An 18,777-nucleotide genomic window follows, 5' to 3' on the forward strand; every position below is an offset into this window, starting at 1 on the left:
GGGGAGCGTATGACCAAACTCGTTGTGGCCGAGAAGCCCAGCGTCGCCCGCGACATCGCGCGGGTCCTCGGTGCCAGTCGCAAGGGCGATGGGTTCCTCGAAGGCAACGGCTATCGGGTGACCTGGGCCTTGGGCCATCTGATCCAGTTCGCCGAGCCGGATGCCTATGGCGATGTCTGGTCCGGACGCTGGTCGCTGGATCAGCTGCCGATGATCCCGGAGCGCTGGAGGCTGAAGGTCGGCACGTCGACGGCCAAACATTTCAAACTGGTCAAATCGCTGATCAATGCACCCGAGACCGAGCGCATCGTCTGCGCGACCGATGCCGGGCGCGAGGGCGAGCATATCTTCCGGCTCATCTACGAGCATGCGCGCTGTCGCAAGCCGTTCGACCGGCTCTGGGTCTCCAGCCTGACCGACGAGGCGATCCGCGCCGGGTTCGCGGGGCTCCAGCCGGGTTCAGCATTCGATCCGCTCGCCGCCGCCGCGCGTGCCCGCGCCCAGGCGGACTGGCTCGTGGGCATGAACCTGACCCGTGCCTACACGGTGCACAACCGGGTGCTCTGTACCATCGGTCGAGTCCAGACCCCGACCCTGGCCATGATCGTGGCGCGCGACGCCGAGATTGCCAGCTTCACCAAGGCCTATTTCTACGAACTGGTCGCCCATTTCGCCGAGGGTTTCGATGCCCGCTATGCCGAACAGGGCGAGACCCGAATTGACGAGAAGGAACGGGCCGAGCGACTGCTGCGCGAGCTGAGCCCGCACGAGACCGGGACCGTCAGCAAGGTCGAGAAGAAGGTCCGGCGCAACCGTCCGCCGCCGCTCTATGACCTGACCAATCTACAGCGCGACGCCAACCGCCGCTTCGGTTTAACTGCCGCCCAGGTCCTGGAGCACGCCCAATCGCTCTACGAGACCCACAAGCTCATCAGCTATCCGCGCACCGAGAGCCGTCATATCTCGGAGGACATGCTGCCGCAGTTGCCCGGAATCCTGCGCAATCTGGAGCACCCGCTGGCCGCCGAGGCGCTCCAGCGGCTGGAATCGGGCCATCAGCTTGGCAAGGCCTATGTGGATCGCACCAAACTGACCGATCATCACGCCATCCTGCCGACCGGCAGGGTGCCGCCCGCGACCCTGCCGGCGCACCTGCGGCGGATCTACGATCTGGTCGCGACCCGTTTCGTCGCGGTCTTCCTGCCCGATCAGCAGGTGGAGGAGACTCGGGTCGAGATTCTCATTGGCGATGCGACCTTTCTCGCGCGCGGCTCGCTGGTCCTGGATCCGGGATGGAAGCGGGCGGAACTGAGACCGGAGCGTCACACGCGGACCAAGTCGGCGGAGGGCGACTCCAAGGTGGACGGGACCAAGGCCCCCCTTCCGCCGCTGGAGCCCGGGCAGGTGCTACGCGTACGCGGTTTGGAGGTGGTCGAGAAGGAGACCAAGCCGCCGAAGCCGTTCGATGACGCTACCCTGCTGGTATCGATGAAGAACGCCGGGCGGACGATCGAGGACGACGCACTGGCCTCGGTCATGGCGGACTCCGGTCTGGGAACCCCGGCGACCCGAGCCGAGACCATCGAGAAGCTCATCCGTGCCGGCTATGTGGAGCGCCAGCGCAAACAGATCCGCGCCACGCCCAAGGGCCAGGCGCTGATGCCCCTGATCGCCGCCCAGTTGCGCAGTCCCGAGCTGACCGCCGAATGGGAGCGGCGCCTCAAGGAGATCGAGTTGGGCCGGGAGGCGGCGAGCGACTTCGGCCGCGACATCGAGTCCTTCGTGCGCGAACTGGTTCCGGCGATCGGTCAGGGGCCGGCGCTGAGTCCGGAACAGAGGGATGCGGTGCGTCAGGGGATACCGTCGCGCCAGCGTGGAGGTCGTCGCGGCGCAAAGGGCGGCGTCAAGACTGCTCAGTCGCGCTCGGCCGGGTTGGGCTCGTGCCCGATCTGCAAGCAAGGCGAAATCACCGAGAGCGCGCGTGCCTATGGCTGCAGCCGCTATCGCTCGGGCTGCGGCTTCACCATCTGGCGGCAGGTGGCGGGCGTGACCCTGTCCGAGGACCAGGCGCGCGCCCTGATCGAGCGCGGCTTTACGGATCGGATCGATGGGTTTCGTTCCAAGGCCGGACGATCTTTTGCCGCCGTGCTGCGTCTCGACGGCACTGGCAAGGTGGTCATGGACTTCGAAACCGCGAAGTCGGCCGTCCCCGACGCCGCGCACGATCTCTCGGGGGTGGCGGCCGAGTCCGGGCCGACCGCGCCAGATCTGCGTCGGCATCCCTTGCTCTGTCCCAAATGTGGCCAGGGCCAGATCATCGAGGGGCGACGCGGCTATGGATGCAATCGCTATCGCGAGGGCTGCGACTTCGTGGTCTGGAAACGGATCGAGGATCTGGTGCTGTCCGAGCCTATGCTGCGTGAACTGGTCTCTCGTGGCGAGACGGCGCCGATTGTCCTGCCGTGTGACGCGGAGGTTGGCGGTCACCGCATGGTGCGGCTGAAGCTCGATGAGCAGTGGGGGACCCTGGTCGAACCGGTTGCGGATCGGGTGCCCTGAGGGATGAGCTCCGGACGACCTCGCCCTGGGCTGCACCGGCGTTTCAGACGCTCGCTCGACTCTGCACGGTCGCGAGCGCCTGACGGTAAACCTCTGCGTACATCTGGATCACGCGGTCGAGATCGAAGCGCGGACGGATCTTCAGTGCGATGGCGCGCTTGCGCGCCTGGAGTGCGTCGTCGCTGGCCAACGCGGCGATCTGGCGCGCGGTTGCGCCGACGGGAATCCGTCCATCCGAGATGTCGACCAGCGCTCCGGCGACTTCGCCCTGTTCGTCGGTGAGCATCTCGGCGATCTCGCCGATGTCGCTTGCGATCATGGGGCGTCCGGTCATGAGACATTCGATCAGGGTCAGCGGAAAGCTCTCGCCTCCGAAGGTCGTCAGGAGCAGTCCGGCGTCGGCCGAGGCATAGTAGTCCACGGCGTTTTTGACGAATCCCAACAGATGCACGAACTCGGGCAGTGACTCATGCCGGAGGCTGTCGTGGAGCGGGCCGTCGCCGAGCAGCAGCAGATGGATATCCCGACCGGAGATGGAGCGCGCCTCGGTCACGGCCTGGATGGACTCGTGCCAGCCCTTCTCGGGGATGGCTCGACTCGCGACACAGAGAACGAACGCCGCCTCGTCGATGCCGAGCGCGCGGCGAGAGACGGGCCGAATCTCTGGCACGGCCATGCCGTTGGGAATCTTGAAGAAGCGGTCGTTTCGATAGAAACCCCGCGTCCTGAAGGGCGCGACGTTCTTGTTCGAGATATAGACCCAGGCCGCGACCTCTGAGTCTAGGCCATCGAGCGCGTTCTCGAACATGTTGGGTTGCATGAGGTCATACATGCCGTGCATGGTGACGACGTGCGCCGCAGAGTCGCCGGGACGCTTCTGCGACACGAAGAACTGATCGACGATCGCATGGTGGGTGTGAACCACCTCGATCCCGAATGCCTCGACGATGTCCTCACTCTCCAGAAAGCGGTTGCTCAATTCGACGACGGGAATGCCTGGTCCGAGCATCTCACGAACCAGCGCGTTCGGGGGCTCGCCCCGGAAGTCGAAGAAGGTGACCGCGTATCCCCGATCCGCCAGTGCATTGGCGAGTCGAATCGGGAAGATCTCCCCGCCGCCGGAGGCGAAGGCGAATGCGGCGATCAGAACGTTGGGCAGCCGCCTGCTAGCGGCGGTCCACACCTCCTTGAGGTCATAGAAATGGCGCAGTTCCTTTCCCTGGGCGGCGAGCGTCTTCGCCTGCTGGGCAAAGAAGCGTTCGATGTAGGCGTGATGCGCCTCCAGTGTTTCCCGGGGTACCTTATAGAGACGCGCGATTTCGTGTGCGACCTGGGCATGCTCTTCGTAATAGGCGGGCGTGTCGTAGGTGCGCGCCGACGAATTGCCGGTGTGGAAGCGATAGTAGTTCCGCACGTCGGCCGAATAGGCGACCTTCCCCCCGCGAATGGCATGGAGATAGAAGATCCAGTCCCCGCAGACCCGCATGGCTAGCCAGTCGTTTTCCGCGAGCATTCCATTGAGATCGAATTTTCGAAATACCGCAGAGCTGACGTTCGGAATGCTGTTCTTGCGTCCGAGGAAATCGGCGACCTCGCGATGTGCCGTCTCCACGTAGTTGAATTTCCAGCGGGTTCGCGAAAGTTCGTCGAGATAGTCGTCGAAGCGGAAGTCGTGGGGGGTTCCATTTTCGGTGACGAAGACGGAATGGGCGTAGGCTAGCTTGACCGCGTCGTCCATGAAATAGGGGATCAGGGTCTCCAGGAAGTCGGGTTCGCAATAGTCGTCGCTTTCGGCGATCCAGATGAGGTCCGTGTCGGCCGTTTCGATCGCACGCTTCCATTGGCGAAAGACGCTTCCAGAATTGATTCTATTGAAGATCCTGGTGGTGATCTTCGGATAGCGCTCGGCGTATTCGTTCAGAATGGTCAGGCTATCGTCGGTGGAGGCGTCGTCGAGGAGAATGACCTGGAAGTGACGATAGGTCTGGCGATAGATGCTATCCAGTCGCCGGCGCAAGAAAGAGGCATGATTGTAATTGGGAACTGCGATGGTGACCTTGGGCGTGAATTCGGCTGCATTGGATAGATGGCGTGTTGTTGGCTGAAATGCGATCTGATTGTTGCGATGAAAGAGTCGATAGCCATCCGCCATCCGATCGAGAATGAAACGCCTGAGTCGCTGCTTGGCGGGGAAGGCGAGCGGTAGAATGCGCCAGGCGCGTCGGGTTATGCGCGCAATGCCGCCATGTCTTCCAAAGACTGAGTTCATGGACTGATTCATACGGATGGATTCAGGGCGATAGGGCCATTCGGTTCGCGCAAGCCCGTCGATGCGAAAAATTAGACGATTGATCCATGTTGGTCATGGCTGGCGGTTTGGGATGGTTTATCTGAAAGTGGATGCGCGTCATGGTCTTTCACTGGCCGGAGAGCCGTGAAGATGAATAGATCGAGACAATCCGCATGCTGACAATCCAAAACCTTTCATTTCGGTGGCGAATCCGGTATGGGCTGGCGTAGTCGGCGCTCGAGGGCGATGCATGAGACACCAGGCTGTCGCATTGTTCGGCTTTAGAACACCAAAATTCCTATCAAAGGCACATGGTATAGTGCCTGGCCCTTGGTTCCTTCGTTCGTTGTGAGGCGAATGGCAAACCGTTCGTGGGGCGTTCGCGAGCACTCGCGGGTTGGAGCGAAAGGTTCGCCATCGCGCGAAGGGTATCAGAAAACCTGCTGCAATCCGTGCGCGGGACCTATAACGAGATGATTGGTTGAACAATGCACAGTGAGTACGCCATGGAACCGCCATCGAGAGTCGAACGCATCGGGGCGGGTCGGGCATTGGTCGTAGTGCGATGTCTCGGAGAGGAGACCATCGGATGCGCTGGCGCCATTCTTGCCCATATGGGGCAGGGCGACGCGGTTTCGGTTCTTGCTGCCGAGTCCGGGACTGCGGGCGTGGAAAGGGGCGGCGCTCTAGGTGTGCTCGGAACGGGTCTTCCTCGGCTTCTGGGCCTGTCCCATGAGGCGATCTTCTACTCCGAGACGCTCATCAAGCGCATCCGGGAGCGGATCCAAGATATTGGGGCCGAGTTCGTTTACGTGTGCTCGCCTGCCGAACCCGCCTTCGCGGCGCGTCAGCTGTCGCTCGCCGTCACTGAGGCGGTGCGTCGCTGCGGGCATGAGTGCCGGCTGGTCTATTTCGAGCTGGAGGCCGAGCTGAGGCCCAATCGCTTGCTGGAGATCGGGTCCTTCGTCGACGCCATCGCTTCGGCCCGCGACGCACTCGACGGCGCTGGCGATCGCGCGCGACAGATGGATCTCGTTCGGGCGCGCGAGAACTATCGCAAACGGTTGGCGGATGGCGCCGATGTCGAGGGCTATCGCCTCATCGAGGGCGAGGAGCTGCGGGCCTTGCGGCCGGGCGGGCCGATCGCTCCGCTGGTCTCGGTCCTGTCCGGTCCAGATGCCTTGGAACAGCCGCTGTCGCCGCCTCTGATTTCGATCATCGTGCGCACCACCGGGCGGCCTGAGCTGGCCGACGCGCTCAATGCGATTGCGGTCCAGACCTATCCGAATCTGGAGGTCGTGGTGGTTCAGGCCAATGCAGGGGCGCCCTTGAGGCTCCCCGAGCGGGTTGGTGCGGCCGAGCTGCGACTGGCGCGCACGGGTGAGGCCCTGCACCGCAGTCGTGCCGCCAATCTGGGGCTGAGCGAGGCCCGTGGAACCTATCTCGCCTTCCTCGACGACGACGACTGGTGGCTGCCCGAGCATCTGTCCTTGCTGGCGCGGCGGTTGGATGGGGTTCCCGAACGGGCGGCCTATTCCGGCGTGCGTTGCGTGCGGCCCGATGGCGATGGCTGGGAGGAGAGTCATCTCTTCAACGATCCCTTCGACGCGAATCGTCTGTTGGTCGACAACTTCGTCCCCATCCACGCGGTGCTCTTCCATCGCTCGCTGTTCGAGGAGGGCTGCCGCTTCGACGAGGATCTGGATGTCTACGAGGACTGGGACTTCTGGGTGCAGGTCTGCCGTCTCACCCCCATGCTGCATGAGCCGAGTCTGTCCGCCGTCTATCGGTTGGCCGCCGGAACCGGGTTCGGTGTCTCGGCCGCCCAGGCGGAGGTTGAATCGGGGCTTGCGCGCTTCTTTGCCAAATGGCGCCGCCATTGGACCGACGATGAATGGATGCGGGTGGTCGAGCGGGCGCGCTCGGCCCAGGGCATCGCCGTGATGCAGCGCCAGGTGCGTCTGACCGAAGGCCAGAGGGACCAGCTCGGCGACTACAATCGAACGCTGAATGCGCGCCTGGCCGAGTCCAACGATCAGCTGGGACGACTGCACGAGCGCAAGCAGGTTCTGGAGGCGCAGCTTCTGACGGCCGAGACCCGGGTCCGCGACGAGATGCAGGCCCATTTCGCTGAACGTCAGTGTCACTACGAGCAGCGAATCGGCGAGGTGTCGATCGAGCGCGATCTGCTGCGACAGCGGCTCGACGAGCTCCATGCCTCCACCTCCTGGCGTCTGACCGTTCCAGTCCGGGCGTTGCGGCGGGCGATCGGTGCGACACGGTGCTGGGTGGGTGCTGTCTATCGGTCGGGGTTGCGCCTGGCGCGTCTGATCTATCGCGGCGTCCTGCCGCTGGCCGTGCGTCGGCATCTGACGCCCGCCCTGTCCCAGGTCGTGTCGCGGCCGCAGGCGGTCTCTGAGGAGACGCCGCGCGTTCCTCCCTTCGAGAGCGGCACGCCCTTCAATGCGAGCCTGCTGTCCATTCTGCGTCTCTCGCCGAAACGCCTGATGTCCAGTGCCGAGACACTGGTCCTGCCGACCTCCGAGTCGCCCCGGGTCTCGGTGGTGATGCCGGTCTTCAAGCAGCCGGCCTACACCCTGGAGTGTCTCAGCTCGATCGTTCAGTATCCGCCGCTCGTCGCCTTCGAGCTGATCCTGATCGACGACGGCTCGGACCCGGAGACCCGCGCACTGCTGCGCGCGGTGCGCGGGATCCGGCTGATCGAGAACGAGACCAATCTCGGATTTCTGCGTTCCTGCAACAAGGCGGCCATGACCGCTCGTGGCCGTTACTTGCTGTTCCTCAACAACGACACCCAGGTGCGTCCGGGTTGGTTGGATCGGTTGTTGGAACCCTTCGCCGATTCCAGTATCGGCATGACGGGATCCAAGCTGCTCTATCCGAGCGGCCATCTGCAGGAGGCGGGTGTCAGCATGAAATCGGACGGCTCGGCTCGGCTGGTGGGGCTGAACGGCGATCCGTCAGCGCCCGAGTTCAACCAGCCGCGCGAGGTCGATTATTGCTCCGGCGCCTCTTTCATGATCGACCGCGACCTGTTCGAGCGTGTCGGCGGCTTCGACGACCGCTATGCGCCGGCCTATTTCGAGGACGCCGACCTGGCCTTCCAGGTGCGCGGACTCGGACGCCGTATCCTCTATCAGCCGGCCTCCGAGGTCGTCCACCATCTGAGCGTCACCACCGGGGCCGCTGGCGACAAGTTGGCCCGGATCGAGGCCAATCGCGCCAAGTTCGTCGACAAATGGCACGAGCAACTGTCCGAGTTGGACCAGGTGCGGCTCATCGCCTTCTATCTGCCCCAATTCCATCCGATCCCGGAGAACGATGCCTGGTGGGGCAGGGGCTTCACCGAGTGGACCAACGTCACCCGTGCCCGTCCCAACTTTGCGGGGCACTATCAGCCGCATCTGCCGGGCGAACTGGGCTTCTACGACCTGCGGCTCGCCGAGACGCGTCGCAGACAGGCCGAACTGGCGCGCGAGCACGGCATCCACGGCTTCTGCTATTACTACTACTGGTTCAACGGTCGGCGACTGCTGCACCGTCCTCTCGACGAGGTGGTGGCGAGCGGCGAGCCGGACTTCCCCTTCTGCGTCTGCTGGGCGAACGAAAACTGGTCGCGGCGCTGGGACGGGCGCGAGCAGGATCTGCTCATGGAACAGCAGTATTCGCCCGAGGACGACGTCGATTTCATCCGCGCGCTCTTCCCGACGCTATCCGATCCGCGCTATATCCGCATCGGCGGACGGCCGCTGCTCCTCGTCTACCGCGCCAGTCTGCTGCCCGATTCGCGCGCGACCACCGATCGCTGGCGCGAGGAATGCGTTCGTGCCGGTCTGCCCGAGCCTTATTTGGCCTGTGTCCACAGTTTCCGCGAGGGCGAGGCCGCGCCGGCCGGTTTCGAGGCGGCGGTCGAATTTCCGCCGCACGGTCGCTCGGTGCAGACCGTGAATCCAGAGGGTATGTTCAACCCGGATTTTCAGGGGCGCTTCTACGACTATGCCGCCACGGCCCGCACCTTCGCCGAGCTGAATTATCTCGATCGCAAGGTCTTCCGGGGCGTCATGCCGGGTTGGGACAATACGGCGCGTCGCCAGGACGCAGGCGACATCTTCCTCGGCGCCTCGCCCGAGATCTACGAATCCTGGTTGACCCGAGTCATCGCCGAGACGCGCGATCTCAAGTTCGGCGACGAGCGTCTGGTCTTCGTCAACGCCTGGAACGAGTGGGCCGAGGGCAATCATCTGGAGCCCGATAGCCAGTTCGGCAACGCGTATCTCGAAGCGACTCGGCGCGCGCTCGATGCCGTCGTCGCCCCGAGACCCAGAGGTTGACCCGACGTTCATCGAGCAGGTATCGAAAATCCGTTGCTTGGCATCCCTGAGGTAAAGAAGTGACTCGATCCATTCCCTCATTGGTCTCCCGCATCCGCGATGCGCGTCGTCGTCACGGCGGTCTGCGTCCGCTGGTCAAGGCGGTCTGGCGCTTCGCGCGCGAGCGCGGTGCGGGCGCGCTGTTGCGGCGCCTTGGTGCGCGTCCCGGAGTCGAAGCGCCTCCAGCCAGCTCGGTGCCCGAGAGCCCGGTTCCGCTGCTGAGCGAGACGCCGCCGCGCGACCCTGTCTGGCTGCAACAGCCGCCGGGTGTATTGCTCGTGGGGCATCCCTATCTGATCTCGGGGCGCGGGGAGGACGTGCGTATGGCAGCGAACGCCTTGGCTGCGACCGGCATCCCTTTCCATATCCGCAACACCTTCGATGCCGGCGAGGAGAATCGCCCTCGGCTCGCGCGCTTTGCCCATTTCGATCGTCTGAGCCGCACGGCGCACCATCGCGCCAGTCTCTTTGTACTCAATGCCGACGAGATGATCCCGGCCCGCAATCATCTGGGGTCGGAGTTCTTCGACGCCGGTTATCGTATCGGCTACTGGGCCTGGGAGCTGAGTCGGTTCCCGGATGCCTGGTCGCCGGCACTCGATCTGGTCGACGAGATCTGGGCACCCTCGCGTTTCATTCAGCAGGCAGTCGCCGAGAAGACCGGACGTCCGGTCATCCGCATGCCACTGGTGGTGGATCCCGAGCCGAGCGATATGCCCCGATCCCATTTCGGTCTTCCCGAGGATCGCTTCCTGTTCCTCTTCTTCTTCGACTTCAGCTCGTTCGTCGCGCGCAAGAATCCCTGGGCGGCGATCGAGGCATTCGAGCGCGCCTTCCCCGAGGCCGAACGCGATGGCGTCGGTCTGGTGATCAAGCTCAACGGCGGACAGCTGCGACCCGACGACTATCGCGACTTTCTGGAGCAGGCGTCGATTCGGCGTCCTGGTGTTTGGGTCATCGACCAGGTCCTGAGCGATCTGGAGATTCGGGGCTTGATGAGCAGGTGCGACGCCTTCGTGTCGCTGCATCGCTCGGAGGGATTCGGGCGCGGACCGGCCGAGGCCATGTATTACGGCAAGCCGGTCATCGTCACCGGCTATTCGGGCAACCTCGATTTCTGCAACGAGCTGAACGCCTGTGTGGTCGACCACACCTTGGTCGCGGTCGGCGAGGGGGAGTATCCGCACGGCGAGGGCCAGATCTGGGCCGAGGCCGATGTCGATCAGGCGAGCTGGTACATGCGGCGTCTGGTTTCGGATCGGGCGTTCGCGGAGCGAATCGCGGGCGCGGGGGCGTGCTCTATCCGAGAATTCAACAGCGCCGCCGCCGTCGGTCGGCGTTATGCGGCGCGGCTGGGAGTGCTCGACTTGATCTGAGCGTCCAGACGGATGCCTGAGCCGGATCTTGTCTCGGCGACATTCTGGGCCGTGCGCTCCAGCGCATCGCGGGTCGCCTGGAGATAGGCATAGCCATGTCGCTGGTCGGGCTCCAGGTGGGCGCCCTCGGCCCATTCGTTCCAGGCATTGATGAAGACGAGCCGCTCGCTCGGTTCCTCGAAACGCTTCACCGTGTCATGGATGGCGTTCTCCAGCCATTCGCGGTAACCGGCGGGACTGGATCCCAGGAAGACGGCCCCGCGCCCAGGGCGGCGGGCCTCGTTGTCCCAGGACGGATTTACGCCGCGAAAGAGAGGGTAGTCGCAGGGACCGTAATGACGGCTTTGCTCCAAGTAGACCGTCCAGTCGTAGATCATGCCTCTGAAGTCGCGGTTGCGGCGCTCGATTCGCCGGGTGATGGCGACCGGGTGCGAGTTGTTGGGCGGGAACTCGATGGCGGCGTCGAATCCGTAGCGTGCCGGATCGACCGATTCGAACGATTGGGTGTAGGCCAGATAGAGATCGCCCACGCCGTTGCGCAGACACCATTCCCGCCAACGCTCCGCAGTCTCGATCGGGTTGGGGAAGAGTTCGGGCCGGTAGATCAGCAGCAGCGGCCGCCCCTGGACACGGATGTATCTGGGGTCGCGCAGATAGTCGGCGGTGGCGGCAATGAAGGCGATGTCGTCCTCGGGCGTGTGCTCCTGAGCGATCAGGATCTCGTTGGCCCGTCCGTCCCAGCGTCGGCTCCAGCTTTCGTTCGCCCAGCAGATGCAGAATGGGAGATCGATACTGCTCCGTAGATAGGACTCGATCGGACGTTCGAGCAGACGCCGGCCGTTGAACCAGTAGTGATAAAAGGCGAAGCCGCCGATGCCGTAGAGTCTGGCCAGCTCGACCTGTCGCTCCATGACCTCGGGGACCCGCAGGTCGTAGAAACCGAGTTCGTCCGGCAGATGGGGCTGGTAGTGTCCGGGGAACTGGGGGCGTCCTCGGACCACGTTGGTCCATTCGGTGAAGCCCTTGCCCCACCAGGCGTCGTTCTCCGCGATGGGGTGGAACTGAGGCAGATAGAAGGCGATGAGCCGCGCTGGTGGATCGACCGGTGGCTCGGCGTCGAGCAGTTCGACCCTGCGCTCCTCCTGACAACCACCGATCAGGCGCGCCCTGATCGATTGGAGCGCGCCGCGCTGTGTATGGCGATAGGCCTTGAGCCCAGGGTGCGACCTGAAAAAAAAGGGGGCGGCACGAAAGAGCTGTTGCTGGATGCGCTGCCGCATCGGGATATCGAGCGGCAGAAGACGCCATAGTGGACGCAACAGATCGACGATCATGTTCCCCTCAGTGGATTCTGTTGGCCGCATCCCCCGTATTCCGCTGTGCGGGGGATGACACCTATCCTGGTTGTCATCGCGTTACGGGAGGCAAGACGGTATAGTGCGCAGCCTATCAGAAAACCGCCTGTCGGCCTTGATTGGAAACCGCCTGTGGGCCGAGTTTTTCTGGGCTTGGCTTCATGAGGGGTGTCTCGGATGCGTTCTTCGATGTCGAAGGCTGGAATGAACCGATCAGGATTCCGCCATGGGCGTATCGACCCCCGACACCTGATCGCCGTTTTTTCTCGGAAGGGTTAGATGTCAACCACTGCTCCCCACGGAGGCGAATCGCCTCTTCTGCTCCAATTTCGACACGGTTTGCGACGCGATCAGTTCGACAAGGCCATTCGCGACATTCGCGATGGATGGGCGCGTCGCGAGCTTTGGATGACCCTGGCGTTCCAGGACATTCGTCGCCGTTATCGACGCTCCAAGCTGGGGCCCTTCTGGATCACCATCTCCATGGGTATCATGGTGATGGCATTGGGCCTGCTCTACGGTCAGATCTTCCGCCAAGATCTGCACGAATATCTACCCTTCCTGGCGGCCGGATTCGTCATCTGGGGTCTGGTCTCGACCATGATCATCGATGGCTGTGAGGCATTCATCGTTTCGGACGGCATGATTCGGCAGCTCAATGCGCCCATTTCCATCTATGCCTACAAGTGTATCTGGTCTAACCTCATCATCTTCGCCCACAACATCTGGATCTTCTTCGGCGTTGCGCTCTGGTATGGCATCGATCTGAATTGGAATCTGTTGTGGGTTCCAGTCGCGCTTCTGGTGCTGGTCGCAAACGGTCTCTGGATGTCGCTCTTCTTCGGTCTGCTCAGCGCGCGATTCAGGGATGTCCCGCTCATCATCGGCAGTGTGGTGCAGGTGTTTTTCTTCATCACTCCGGTCATCTGGCACCCCGCGATGCTGCCTGATCGCGCCTTGCTGCTCGACCTCAATCCCTTCTATCACATGGTCGAGATCGTTCGTGCGCCTATGTTGGGGCAGCCCCCCGGTCTGGAGCACTGGCTGGCCGTGTTGCTGCTCGGCTTGGTCGGATGGGCCGTCACCCTGTTCTTCTATTCCGCCTATCGTTGGCGTATCGCCTACTGGGTCTGAGGGGCGCACACATGGCATTCATCCAGCTGGAAAACGTCTCCGTTTCCTTTCCGGTCTACAGCGCCTCCAACCGTTCGCTTAAGAATCGGCTCATCCAGAGTGCGACCGGGGGTCAGATTCGGGCCGATACGGTCTCGCAGCGTATCTCGGTGGTCGAGGCGTTGCAGGACATCAATCTGAAGCTCGAAAACGGCGATCGGCTGGGATTGGTTGGACACAACGGTGCCGGCAAGACCACCCTGTTGCGCGTGCTCGGCGGTATCTACGAGCCCAACTGCGGTCAAGTCAACGTCGAGGGGGCCACCGTGCCGCTGTTCGACATCGCGCTCGGCATGGACCAGGAGAGCACGGGCTATGAGAACATCGTCCTGCGCGGACTCTTTCTCGGTCTCACACGTCGTCAGATCAAGGAGCGCATAGACGATATCGCCGAGTTCACCGAGCTCGGAGACTTCCTCAATTTGCCGATCCGCACCTATTCGGCCGGCATGCAGATGCGCCTCGCCTTTGCCGTGTCCACCTCGGTGGTGCCTGACATCCTGCTGCTCGACGAGGGCATCGGTGCCGGCGATGCCTCGTTTCTCGACAAGGCCCGCGCCCGTTTGCACCGCTTCACCGAGCAGGTCTCCATCATCGTCCTCTCGTCCCATGCGAACGATCTCGTTCGCAACATGTGCAACAAGGCGATCCTGATGGAGCATGGCCGCATCGTCGAATGCGGACCGACGGAGGAGGTGTTGCAGGTGTATGAGGCGCAGCGCGAAAACGCGAAAGACCGATCCAAACAGGCCCCATAACGACTGAATATCCTGCGCGTTCCAGTTGACGGAGACTGTCATGAGCATCAAGACCACTCACCTGATCCGGATTCTACGCGAGCGCTTTCATGCCTTTCCCGGCATCTCGGAACGCGCACTGCTCGAATCCCTGCAGATCTTCCGTCTGTTCGAGCTGCACGAGGGTGAGCGTTTGCAGCTCACCGGCAGCGAACTGCCAGACCGGCTCTATGTCGCCGTTGGCCGCGTGGCGATCATCGGGGTCGATGGAGATCGCAAGGAGATTGCCGCAGACGATCTGGGGTATGTCTTGCTGCCGACCTTGCCCGCGACGCTCGGGGTGGAGGCATTGGAGGACGCCTATCTCTGTCACATCGACACCGCGCTCGCCGATTATCTCCTCACGCTGGAGGAGGTCGCCGAGAGTCTCGCCGCGCCCGATTCCAATCGCGACCACCATCTTCGTCTGGTGCGCGACACGGCGACTTTCCGCCGTATTCCGCTGGAGAACGCCGAGCGCGCCCTGACCAGCCTGCGTGAGCGTCGGGTTCAGGCGGGTGAGGAGATCGTGCGCATGGGCAAGGAGACCGATGCCTTCTACGTCCTGGTCGCCGGTCGTGCCGAGCTGTGGCAGATCGACGATGAGGAGGGGATTCCGATGAAGGCGGCCGAACTGGAGCGCGGCGACGCCTTCGGCGAGGAGAGCCTGTTGACCGGCAAGACCAGCTCGGTGACCGTGCGTATGCTGGAGGACGGCGTCTTGCTTCAACTGCTCCGCGACGACTTCTCCTCGCTTATGGCCCAGCCGCTGGTGCGCGAGGTCGATGTTCCCGTAGCGAAGGCCATGATCGAGCACGACTATGTCGCACTGGACGTGCGTTTGGAGGAGGAGTTCGACGAGGGGCACATTCCGGGTTCACTGCTCATACCACTCTCGCAACTGCGCAAGCGTGTCGAGGAACTCGATCGCGCCGCCCGTTACGTCGCCTATTGCCGCAGCGGCCGGCGCAGCTCCGTGGCCGCCTTCCAGTTGAGTCAGCTCGGTTTCGACGTGGTCAGCATGGCCGGCGGCGTCCTCGCCTGGAGCGATCCGCTGACCGAACCGGTGGAGTGATTGGGGAGAGTCAGCTGCCAGCTTTCAGCTGAGAGTGTCCGGGAGTCCCGCGCACTTGGACATGGGCTGGCTTGTGCAGGCATGTCTCTACGACCTGGCGTCGCGTCCAGGTCGTAGGGCGCATTCATTCGCACATCAGGCGCCGCTACGCGCTGCGGAGACGAACAGCCAGGCCCCGATCAGGTAGCTGAAGGCGACCAGTGCCGCTCCGACCGAGTCTTGCAACCATTGTCCCGGCCCCAGCAGCAGCACCAATGTGCCGCAGACGAGCAGGGTGGCCCCACCGATCAGCCGGGCCGATCCAGACGCGCCGAGGGATTGGCTCTCGTGCGAAGGTTGGTGACTTCGGTACGCATGCTCGGCGGCTCGCAGACGCTTGTCGTAGGTCATCAGCATGCGATAGGCGATCAGCGGTAGCTCGGGTGCCTGGTCGGCGACCGAATAGAGGTTGCGCTTGGTGCGGTCGAACAGCCCCTTGAGACCGACCTGATCCTTCATCCAGCGCTCCATGTAGGGCTTGGCCGTGGTCCAGAGATCCAGTTCGGGATAGAGCTGACGTCCCAGTCCCTCGATATTGAGCAGGGTCTTCTCCAGCAGCACCAGCTGCGGCTGGATCTCCATGTTGAAGCGCCGTGCGGTCTGGAACAGCCGGACTAGGAAATGTCCGAACGAGATCTCGGCCAGCGGCTTCTCGAAGATGGGCTCGCTGACGGTGCGGATGGCCGACTCGAACTCGTCGACCCGGGTGCCGGGCGGGACCCAGCCGGACTCGACGTGCAGCTCGGCCACGCGGCGGTAGTCGCGCTCGAAGAAGGCGAGCAGGTTCTCGGCCAGATAGCGCTGGTCCTCGGTCGTCAGGGTGCCGACGATGCCGAAGTCGATCGAGATGTAGCGCCCGGAGGGTTCGACGAAGATGTTGCCCGGATGCATGTCGGCATGGAAGAAGTTGTCGCGGAACACCTGAGTGAAGAATATCTCCACCCCGCGTTCGCCGAGCTGCTTCATGCTCACGCCCTGGGCCTTGAGGGTTTCGACGTCGCTCACCGGGGTGCCGTAGACGCGCTCCATCACCATGACGTTGGAGCGGGTCCAGTCCCAGTAGACCTCCGGGATGTAGAGCATCTCGCTGTTGATCCAGTTGCGGCGGATCTGCGAGGCGTTGGCGGCCTCGCGCTGTAGGTCGAGCTCGTCGTAGATAGTCTTTTCGTACTCGCGCACCACCTCGATCGGACGCAGCCGGCGGCCGTCTTTCCAGTAACGGTCGGCCAGATGGGCGACGGTGTACATGAGCCCCAAGTCCTGTCGAATGGTGCGCTCGATGCCGGGGCGCAGCACCTTGACCACGACCTCGGTGCCGTCCTTGAGACGACCGGTGTGGACCTGGGCGATGGAGGCCGAGGCCAAGGGAATCGGGTCGAACTGGTCCAGTACCTCGTCGACCGAGCAGCCCCAGGCCTTTTCGATCAGCGCTCGCGCCTCGGCGCCGCCGAAGGGCGGGACCCGGTCCTGGAGCTTGGCGAGCTCGACCGCCAGGTTGTCCGGCAGCAGATCGCGTCGGGTCGAGAGAATCTGGCCGAACTTGACGAAGATCGGCCCCAGGTCCTCCAGCGCCATACGCACCCGCGCCGGATAGGACGGCAAGTCGCGCTTCACCCAGTGCCAGGGCAGGAAATATTTGACCCAGCGCAGCGGTCGGAACAGATGGGTCGCGAGGACGACTTCGTCGAGGCCGTGACGCAGCAGAACCCAGTTGATGCGCAGAAGGCGCAGTGCCTGACGGGGACCGATCATGGCTGGTTGCCGGACTCCGTGGTATTCGGGGCGAGCCGTTCGATGCGGGCGGCGAGCCGCTCCACGTCATCGCGCAGACTGTCGACCTGGCTCAGGAAGGCATCGACCTCGTAGCGGGTCGGCAGCAGCCGGCGCTCTTCCTGCAGATACTCGCGCAAATTGTCGGTCATGGAGTCCGAGGTCCGCTGACCCCAGCGTTCGGCAGAGCGCACCTGGTTGCCGACCTGACGGGCGAAGGGGTCGCCGATGACGCGGGCGAGCTGCTCCTCCCAGTCGATCTGGAGTGCGGCGAGTGCGGCGCTGAAGTCCTGCGCGAGCGCCGTGTCGCCCTCGATCACGACCTCGCCCGAGATCAGCTGGGTCTCCTTGCGTTCGGCCATGCCCATGCGGGCGAGCCCGAGTAGCGAGCCGCGAATGAGACAGTCCGGTTCGGACTCGTAGGTTCCGAATACCTGTAGACGGCGCGCGCTGGGGATGACGGTCACCCGGGTGCCGAACCCCTTGAGTTCGATCCCGATGATGCGTCCGGCGAGCGCGGCGAAGGCGGCGGAGCCCTCCGGGTCCAGTTCGATGTAGCGGTTGAGCGCCTGCTCGACGACCGCCAGCAAGGCATCGGGGATCTGAATGCCCTCGCTCACAGCTTGTAACCTCGGTGGATGGCGACGATGCCGCCCGTGTGATTGAAGTATTCGCAGCGCTCGAAGCCTGCCGTCTCCATCATGGAGCGCAGCGTTTCCTGGTCTGGATGCATACGGATGGATTCGGCCAGATAGCGATAACTACCCGAGTCGTTGACGATCAGCTTGCCAAGCGTCGGCAGCACCGAGAATGAATAGACGTCGTAAGCCTTGCTCAACGGTTTGGTGAGCGGGTGCGAGAACTCCAGGATCAGCGCCTTGCCGCCCGGACGCAGGACGCGGAACATCTCGTTCAGGGCCGCCTGCTTGTCGGTGACGTTGCGCAGGCCGAAGCTGATGGTGACGCAGTCGAAGCGATCCTCGCCGAAGGGGATCTTCTCGGCGTTGATGAGGCTGTATTGCAGGTTGCCGACGCGACCGCGATCGAGCATGCGCTCGCGTCCTTCGCCGAGCATGGCGGCATTGATGTCGGACATCACGACCAGACCGTCGGGGCCGACGATCCCGGCGAAACGGTCGGCGAGGTCGCCGGTTCCGGAGGCGAGATCCAGCACCTGCTGTCCGCGCCGTACGCCGGCCAGCTCGATGGCGTGACGCTTCCAGAGACGATGGATACCGAGCGACATCAGGTCGTTCATCAGGTCGTAACGGGACGCGACCGAGTCGAAGACCTCGCGCACTCGCGCGGCCTTTTCGCCGACCGGTACCTGTCGGTAGCCGAAATGGGTGGTTTTCTGGTCTGACATGCTGTGGGCCTGATAGCGGAAATGAGGGCGGGGCGCCTTCTGGCGCCCGGCGCGTGACAGCTTAGTTTACATCAATGCGTCAGGACGACCGCGACTTGCGCTGGTAGCCCGTCTGTTCCAGATGGTCCAGATAGGTCTGCCAAAGCTGCTCCTGCTGGGTGCAGAGCCGGTACAGATGGTCCCAGGAATAGATCCCGGTATTGTGCTCGTCGTCGAAATGCAAACAGACCGCATAATTGCCGACGGGTTCGATGCGGTCGATGCCCACGTCCTCCTTGCCGACCTGGAGGACCTCCTGTCCCGGGCCGTGACCCTGGACCTCGGCCGAGGGCGAATAGACGCGCAGATACTCGCAGGGCAGCGAATAGCGGCTGCCGTCCGGGTAGGCGATTTCCAGCACGCGCGACTGGCGGTGCAGATTCAGTTCGGTGGGTACTGTCGTCATGATGGTCAGAATCGGCGATGGTCGTTAGAGGTTTGAGATGTGTGTTCCCCAGCCCGAACGATGAGCTGGTTGCTCTCGGGTCGGGTAACGGCTGGCTGGGGACGCCGTAAATACATCCCTGTAGGCTTGATGACAGCATCCCTGCTGTCGACACCCCTGCCA

General features: G+C 63.3%; 12 protein-coding genes. 6 read left to right on the plus strand and 6 right to left on the minus strand.

The window, feature by feature from the left end; translation table 11 throughout:
* Positions 1 to 9 precede the first annotated feature (9 nt).
* Positions 10 to 2,559 carry a DNA topoisomerase 3 gene (locus THIDRDRAFT_RS02495; protein ID WP_007039216.1) on the plus strand — a complete coding sequence of 850 codons (2,550 nt, stop codon included), beginning with the start codon at positions 10 to 12 and terminating at the stop codon, positions 2,557 to 2,559.
* 43 nt (positions 2,560 to 2,602) lie between these two features.
* Here THIDRDRAFT_RS02495 and THIDRDRAFT_RS23515 read toward each other — a convergent pair whose 3' ends face one another.
* On the minus strand, positions 2,603 to 4,828 hold the full coding sequence (locus THIDRDRAFT_RS23515; RefSeq protein ID WP_007039217.1) for a glycosyltransferase: 2,226 nt from the start codon (positions 4,826 to 4,828) through the stop codon (positions 2,603 to 2,605).
* 509 nt (positions 4,829 to 5,337) lie between these two features.
* On the opposite strand from THIDRDRAFT_RS23515, the gene THIDRDRAFT_RS24355 reads away from it, so the two are divergent.
* The gene (locus tag THIDRDRAFT_RS24355; protein ID WP_007039218.1) at positions 5,338 to 9,201 is read left to right on the plus strand and encodes a glycoside hydrolase family 99-like domain-containing protein; all 3,864 of its coding nucleotides are present in this window, start codon (positions 5,338 to 5,340) and stop codon (positions 9,199 to 9,201) included.
* 59 nt (positions 9,202 to 9,260) lie between these two features.
* Positions 9,261 to 10,616: a glycosyltransferase gene (locus tag THIDRDRAFT_RS02510; RefSeq protein WP_007039219.1), complete on the plus strand. Its 1,356-nt coding sequence runs from the start codon at positions 9,261 to 9,263 to the stop codon at positions 10,614 to 10,616.
* Here THIDRDRAFT_RS02510 and THIDRDRAFT_RS02515 read toward each other — a convergent pair.
* The gene (locus THIDRDRAFT_RS02515) at positions 10,580 to 11,950 is read right to left on the minus strand and encodes a glycosyltransferase WbsX family protein (protein WP_007039220.1); all 1,371 of its coding nucleotides are present in this window, start codon (positions 11,948 to 11,950) and stop codon (positions 10,580 to 10,582) included. The genes THIDRDRAFT_RS02510 and THIDRDRAFT_RS02515 overlap by 37 nt on opposite strands.
* Before the next feature lie 300 nt (positions 11,951 to 12,250).
* Between THIDRDRAFT_RS02515 and THIDRDRAFT_RS02520 the strand changes: the two genes are divergently transcribed.
* From THIDRDRAFT_RS02520 to THIDRDRAFT_RS02530, 3 genes are read left to right on the plus strand one after another with little or no spacing between them, the layout of a single operon-like run.
* Positions 12,251 to 13,105, plus strand: a complete 855-nt coding sequence (locus THIDRDRAFT_RS02520; protein WP_007039221.1) for an ABC transporter permease — start codon at positions 12,251 to 12,253, stop codon at positions 13,103 to 13,105.
* Between the two features lie 11 nt (positions 13,106 to 13,116).
* Positions 13,117 to 13,902: an ABC transporter ATP-binding protein gene (locus tag THIDRDRAFT_RS02525; protein ID WP_007039222.1), complete on the plus strand. Its 786-nt coding sequence runs from the start codon at positions 13,117 to 13,119 to the stop codon at positions 13,900 to 13,902.
* Between the two features lie 40 nt (positions 13,903 to 13,942).
* Positions 13,943 to 14,995 (plus strand): cyclic nucleotide-binding domain-containing protein, encoded by a 1,053-nt coding sequence (locus THIDRDRAFT_RS02530; protein WP_007039223.1) that lies wholly within the window; start codon positions 13,943 to 13,945, stop codon positions 14,993 to 14,995.
* A gap of 135 nt (positions 14,996 to 15,130) precedes the next feature.
* On the opposite strand, the gene ubiB is transcribed toward THIDRDRAFT_RS02530, so the two are convergent.
* The 4 genes from ubiB to THIDRDRAFT_RS02550 form a co-directional block, all read right to left on the minus strand.
* Entirely contained in the window at positions 15,131 to 16,786 is a 1,656-nt protein-coding gene (gene ubiB / locus THIDRDRAFT_RS02535) for a ubiquinone biosynthesis regulatory protein kinase UbiB (protein WP_007039224.1), read from the minus strand.
* Positions 16,783 to 17,424, minus strand: a complete 642-nt coding sequence (locus THIDRDRAFT_RS02540; protein ID WP_007039225.1) for a ubiquinone biosynthesis accessory factor UbiJ — start codon at positions 17,422 to 17,424, stop codon at positions 16,783 to 16,785. The genes ubiB and THIDRDRAFT_RS02540 overlap by 4 nt, the downstream gene beginning before the upstream one ends.
* Positions 17,421 to 18,170, minus strand: coding sequence for a bifunctional demethylmenaquinone methyltransferase/2-methoxy-6-polyprenyl-1,4-benzoquinol methylase UbiE (ubiE, locus tag THIDRDRAFT_RS02545; protein WP_007039226.1), 750 nt, complete (start codon positions 18,168 to 18,170; stop codon positions 17,421 to 17,423). The genes THIDRDRAFT_RS02540 and ubiE overlap by 4 nt, the downstream gene beginning before the upstream one ends.
* 79 nt (positions 18,171 to 18,249) lie before the next feature.
* Positions 18,250 to 18,615, minus strand: a complete 366-nt coding sequence (locus THIDRDRAFT_RS02550) for a gamma-butyrobetaine hydroxylase family protein (RefSeq protein ID WP_007039227.1) — start codon at positions 18,613 to 18,615, stop codon at positions 18,250 to 18,252.
* Positions 18,616 to 18,777: the final 162 nt, after the last annotated feature.

This window comes from Thiorhodococcus drewsii AZ1, assembly GCF_000224065.1.
GTDB classification, from domain to species: Bacteria; Pseudomonadota; Gammaproteobacteria; order Chromatiales; family Chromatiaceae; genus Imhoffiella; species Imhoffiella drewsii.

Bases quoted from the DNA above. Each gene is read 5' to 3' on its own strand.
- THIDRDRAFT_RS02525 (WP_007039222.1), top strand. From the start codon at position 13,117: ATGGCATTCATCCAGCTGGAAAACGTCTCCGTTTCCTTTCCGGTCTAC.
- THIDRDRAFT_RS23515 (WP_007039217.1), bottom strand. From the start codon at position 4,828: ATGAACTCAGTCTTTGGAAGACATGGCGGCATTGCGCGCATAACCCGA.
- THIDRDRAFT_RS02520 (WP_007039221.1), top strand. From the start codon at position 12,251: ATGTCAACCACTGCTCCCCACGGAGGCGAATCGCCTCTTCTGCTCCAA.
- ubiE (WP_007039226.1), bottom strand. From the start codon at position 18,170: ATGTCAGACCAGAAAACCACCCATTTCGGCTACCGACAGGTACCGGTC.
- ubiB (WP_007039224.1), bottom strand. From the start codon at position 16,786: ATGATCGGTCCCCGTCAGGCACTGCGCCTTCTGCGCATCAACTGGGTT.
- THIDRDRAFT_RS02550 (WP_007039227.1), bottom strand. From the start codon at position 18,615: ATGACGACAGTACCCACCGAACTGAATCTGCACCGCCAGTCGCGCGTG.
- THIDRDRAFT_RS02530 (WP_007039223.1), top strand. From the start codon at position 13,943: ATGAGCATCAAGACCACTCACCTGATCCGGATTCTACGCGAGCGCTTT.
- THIDRDRAFT_RS24355 (WP_007039218.1), top strand. From the start codon at position 5,338: ATGCACAGTGAGTACGCCATGGAACCGCCATCGAGAGTCGAACGCATC.
- THIDRDRAFT_RS02495 (WP_007039216.1), top strand. From the start codon at position 10: ATGACCAAACTCGTTGTGGCCGAGAAGCCCAGCGTCGCCCGCGACATC.
- THIDRDRAFT_RS02515 (WP_007039220.1), bottom strand. From the start codon at position 11,950: ATGATCGTCGATCTGTTGCGTCCACTATGGCGTCTTCTGCCGCTCGAT.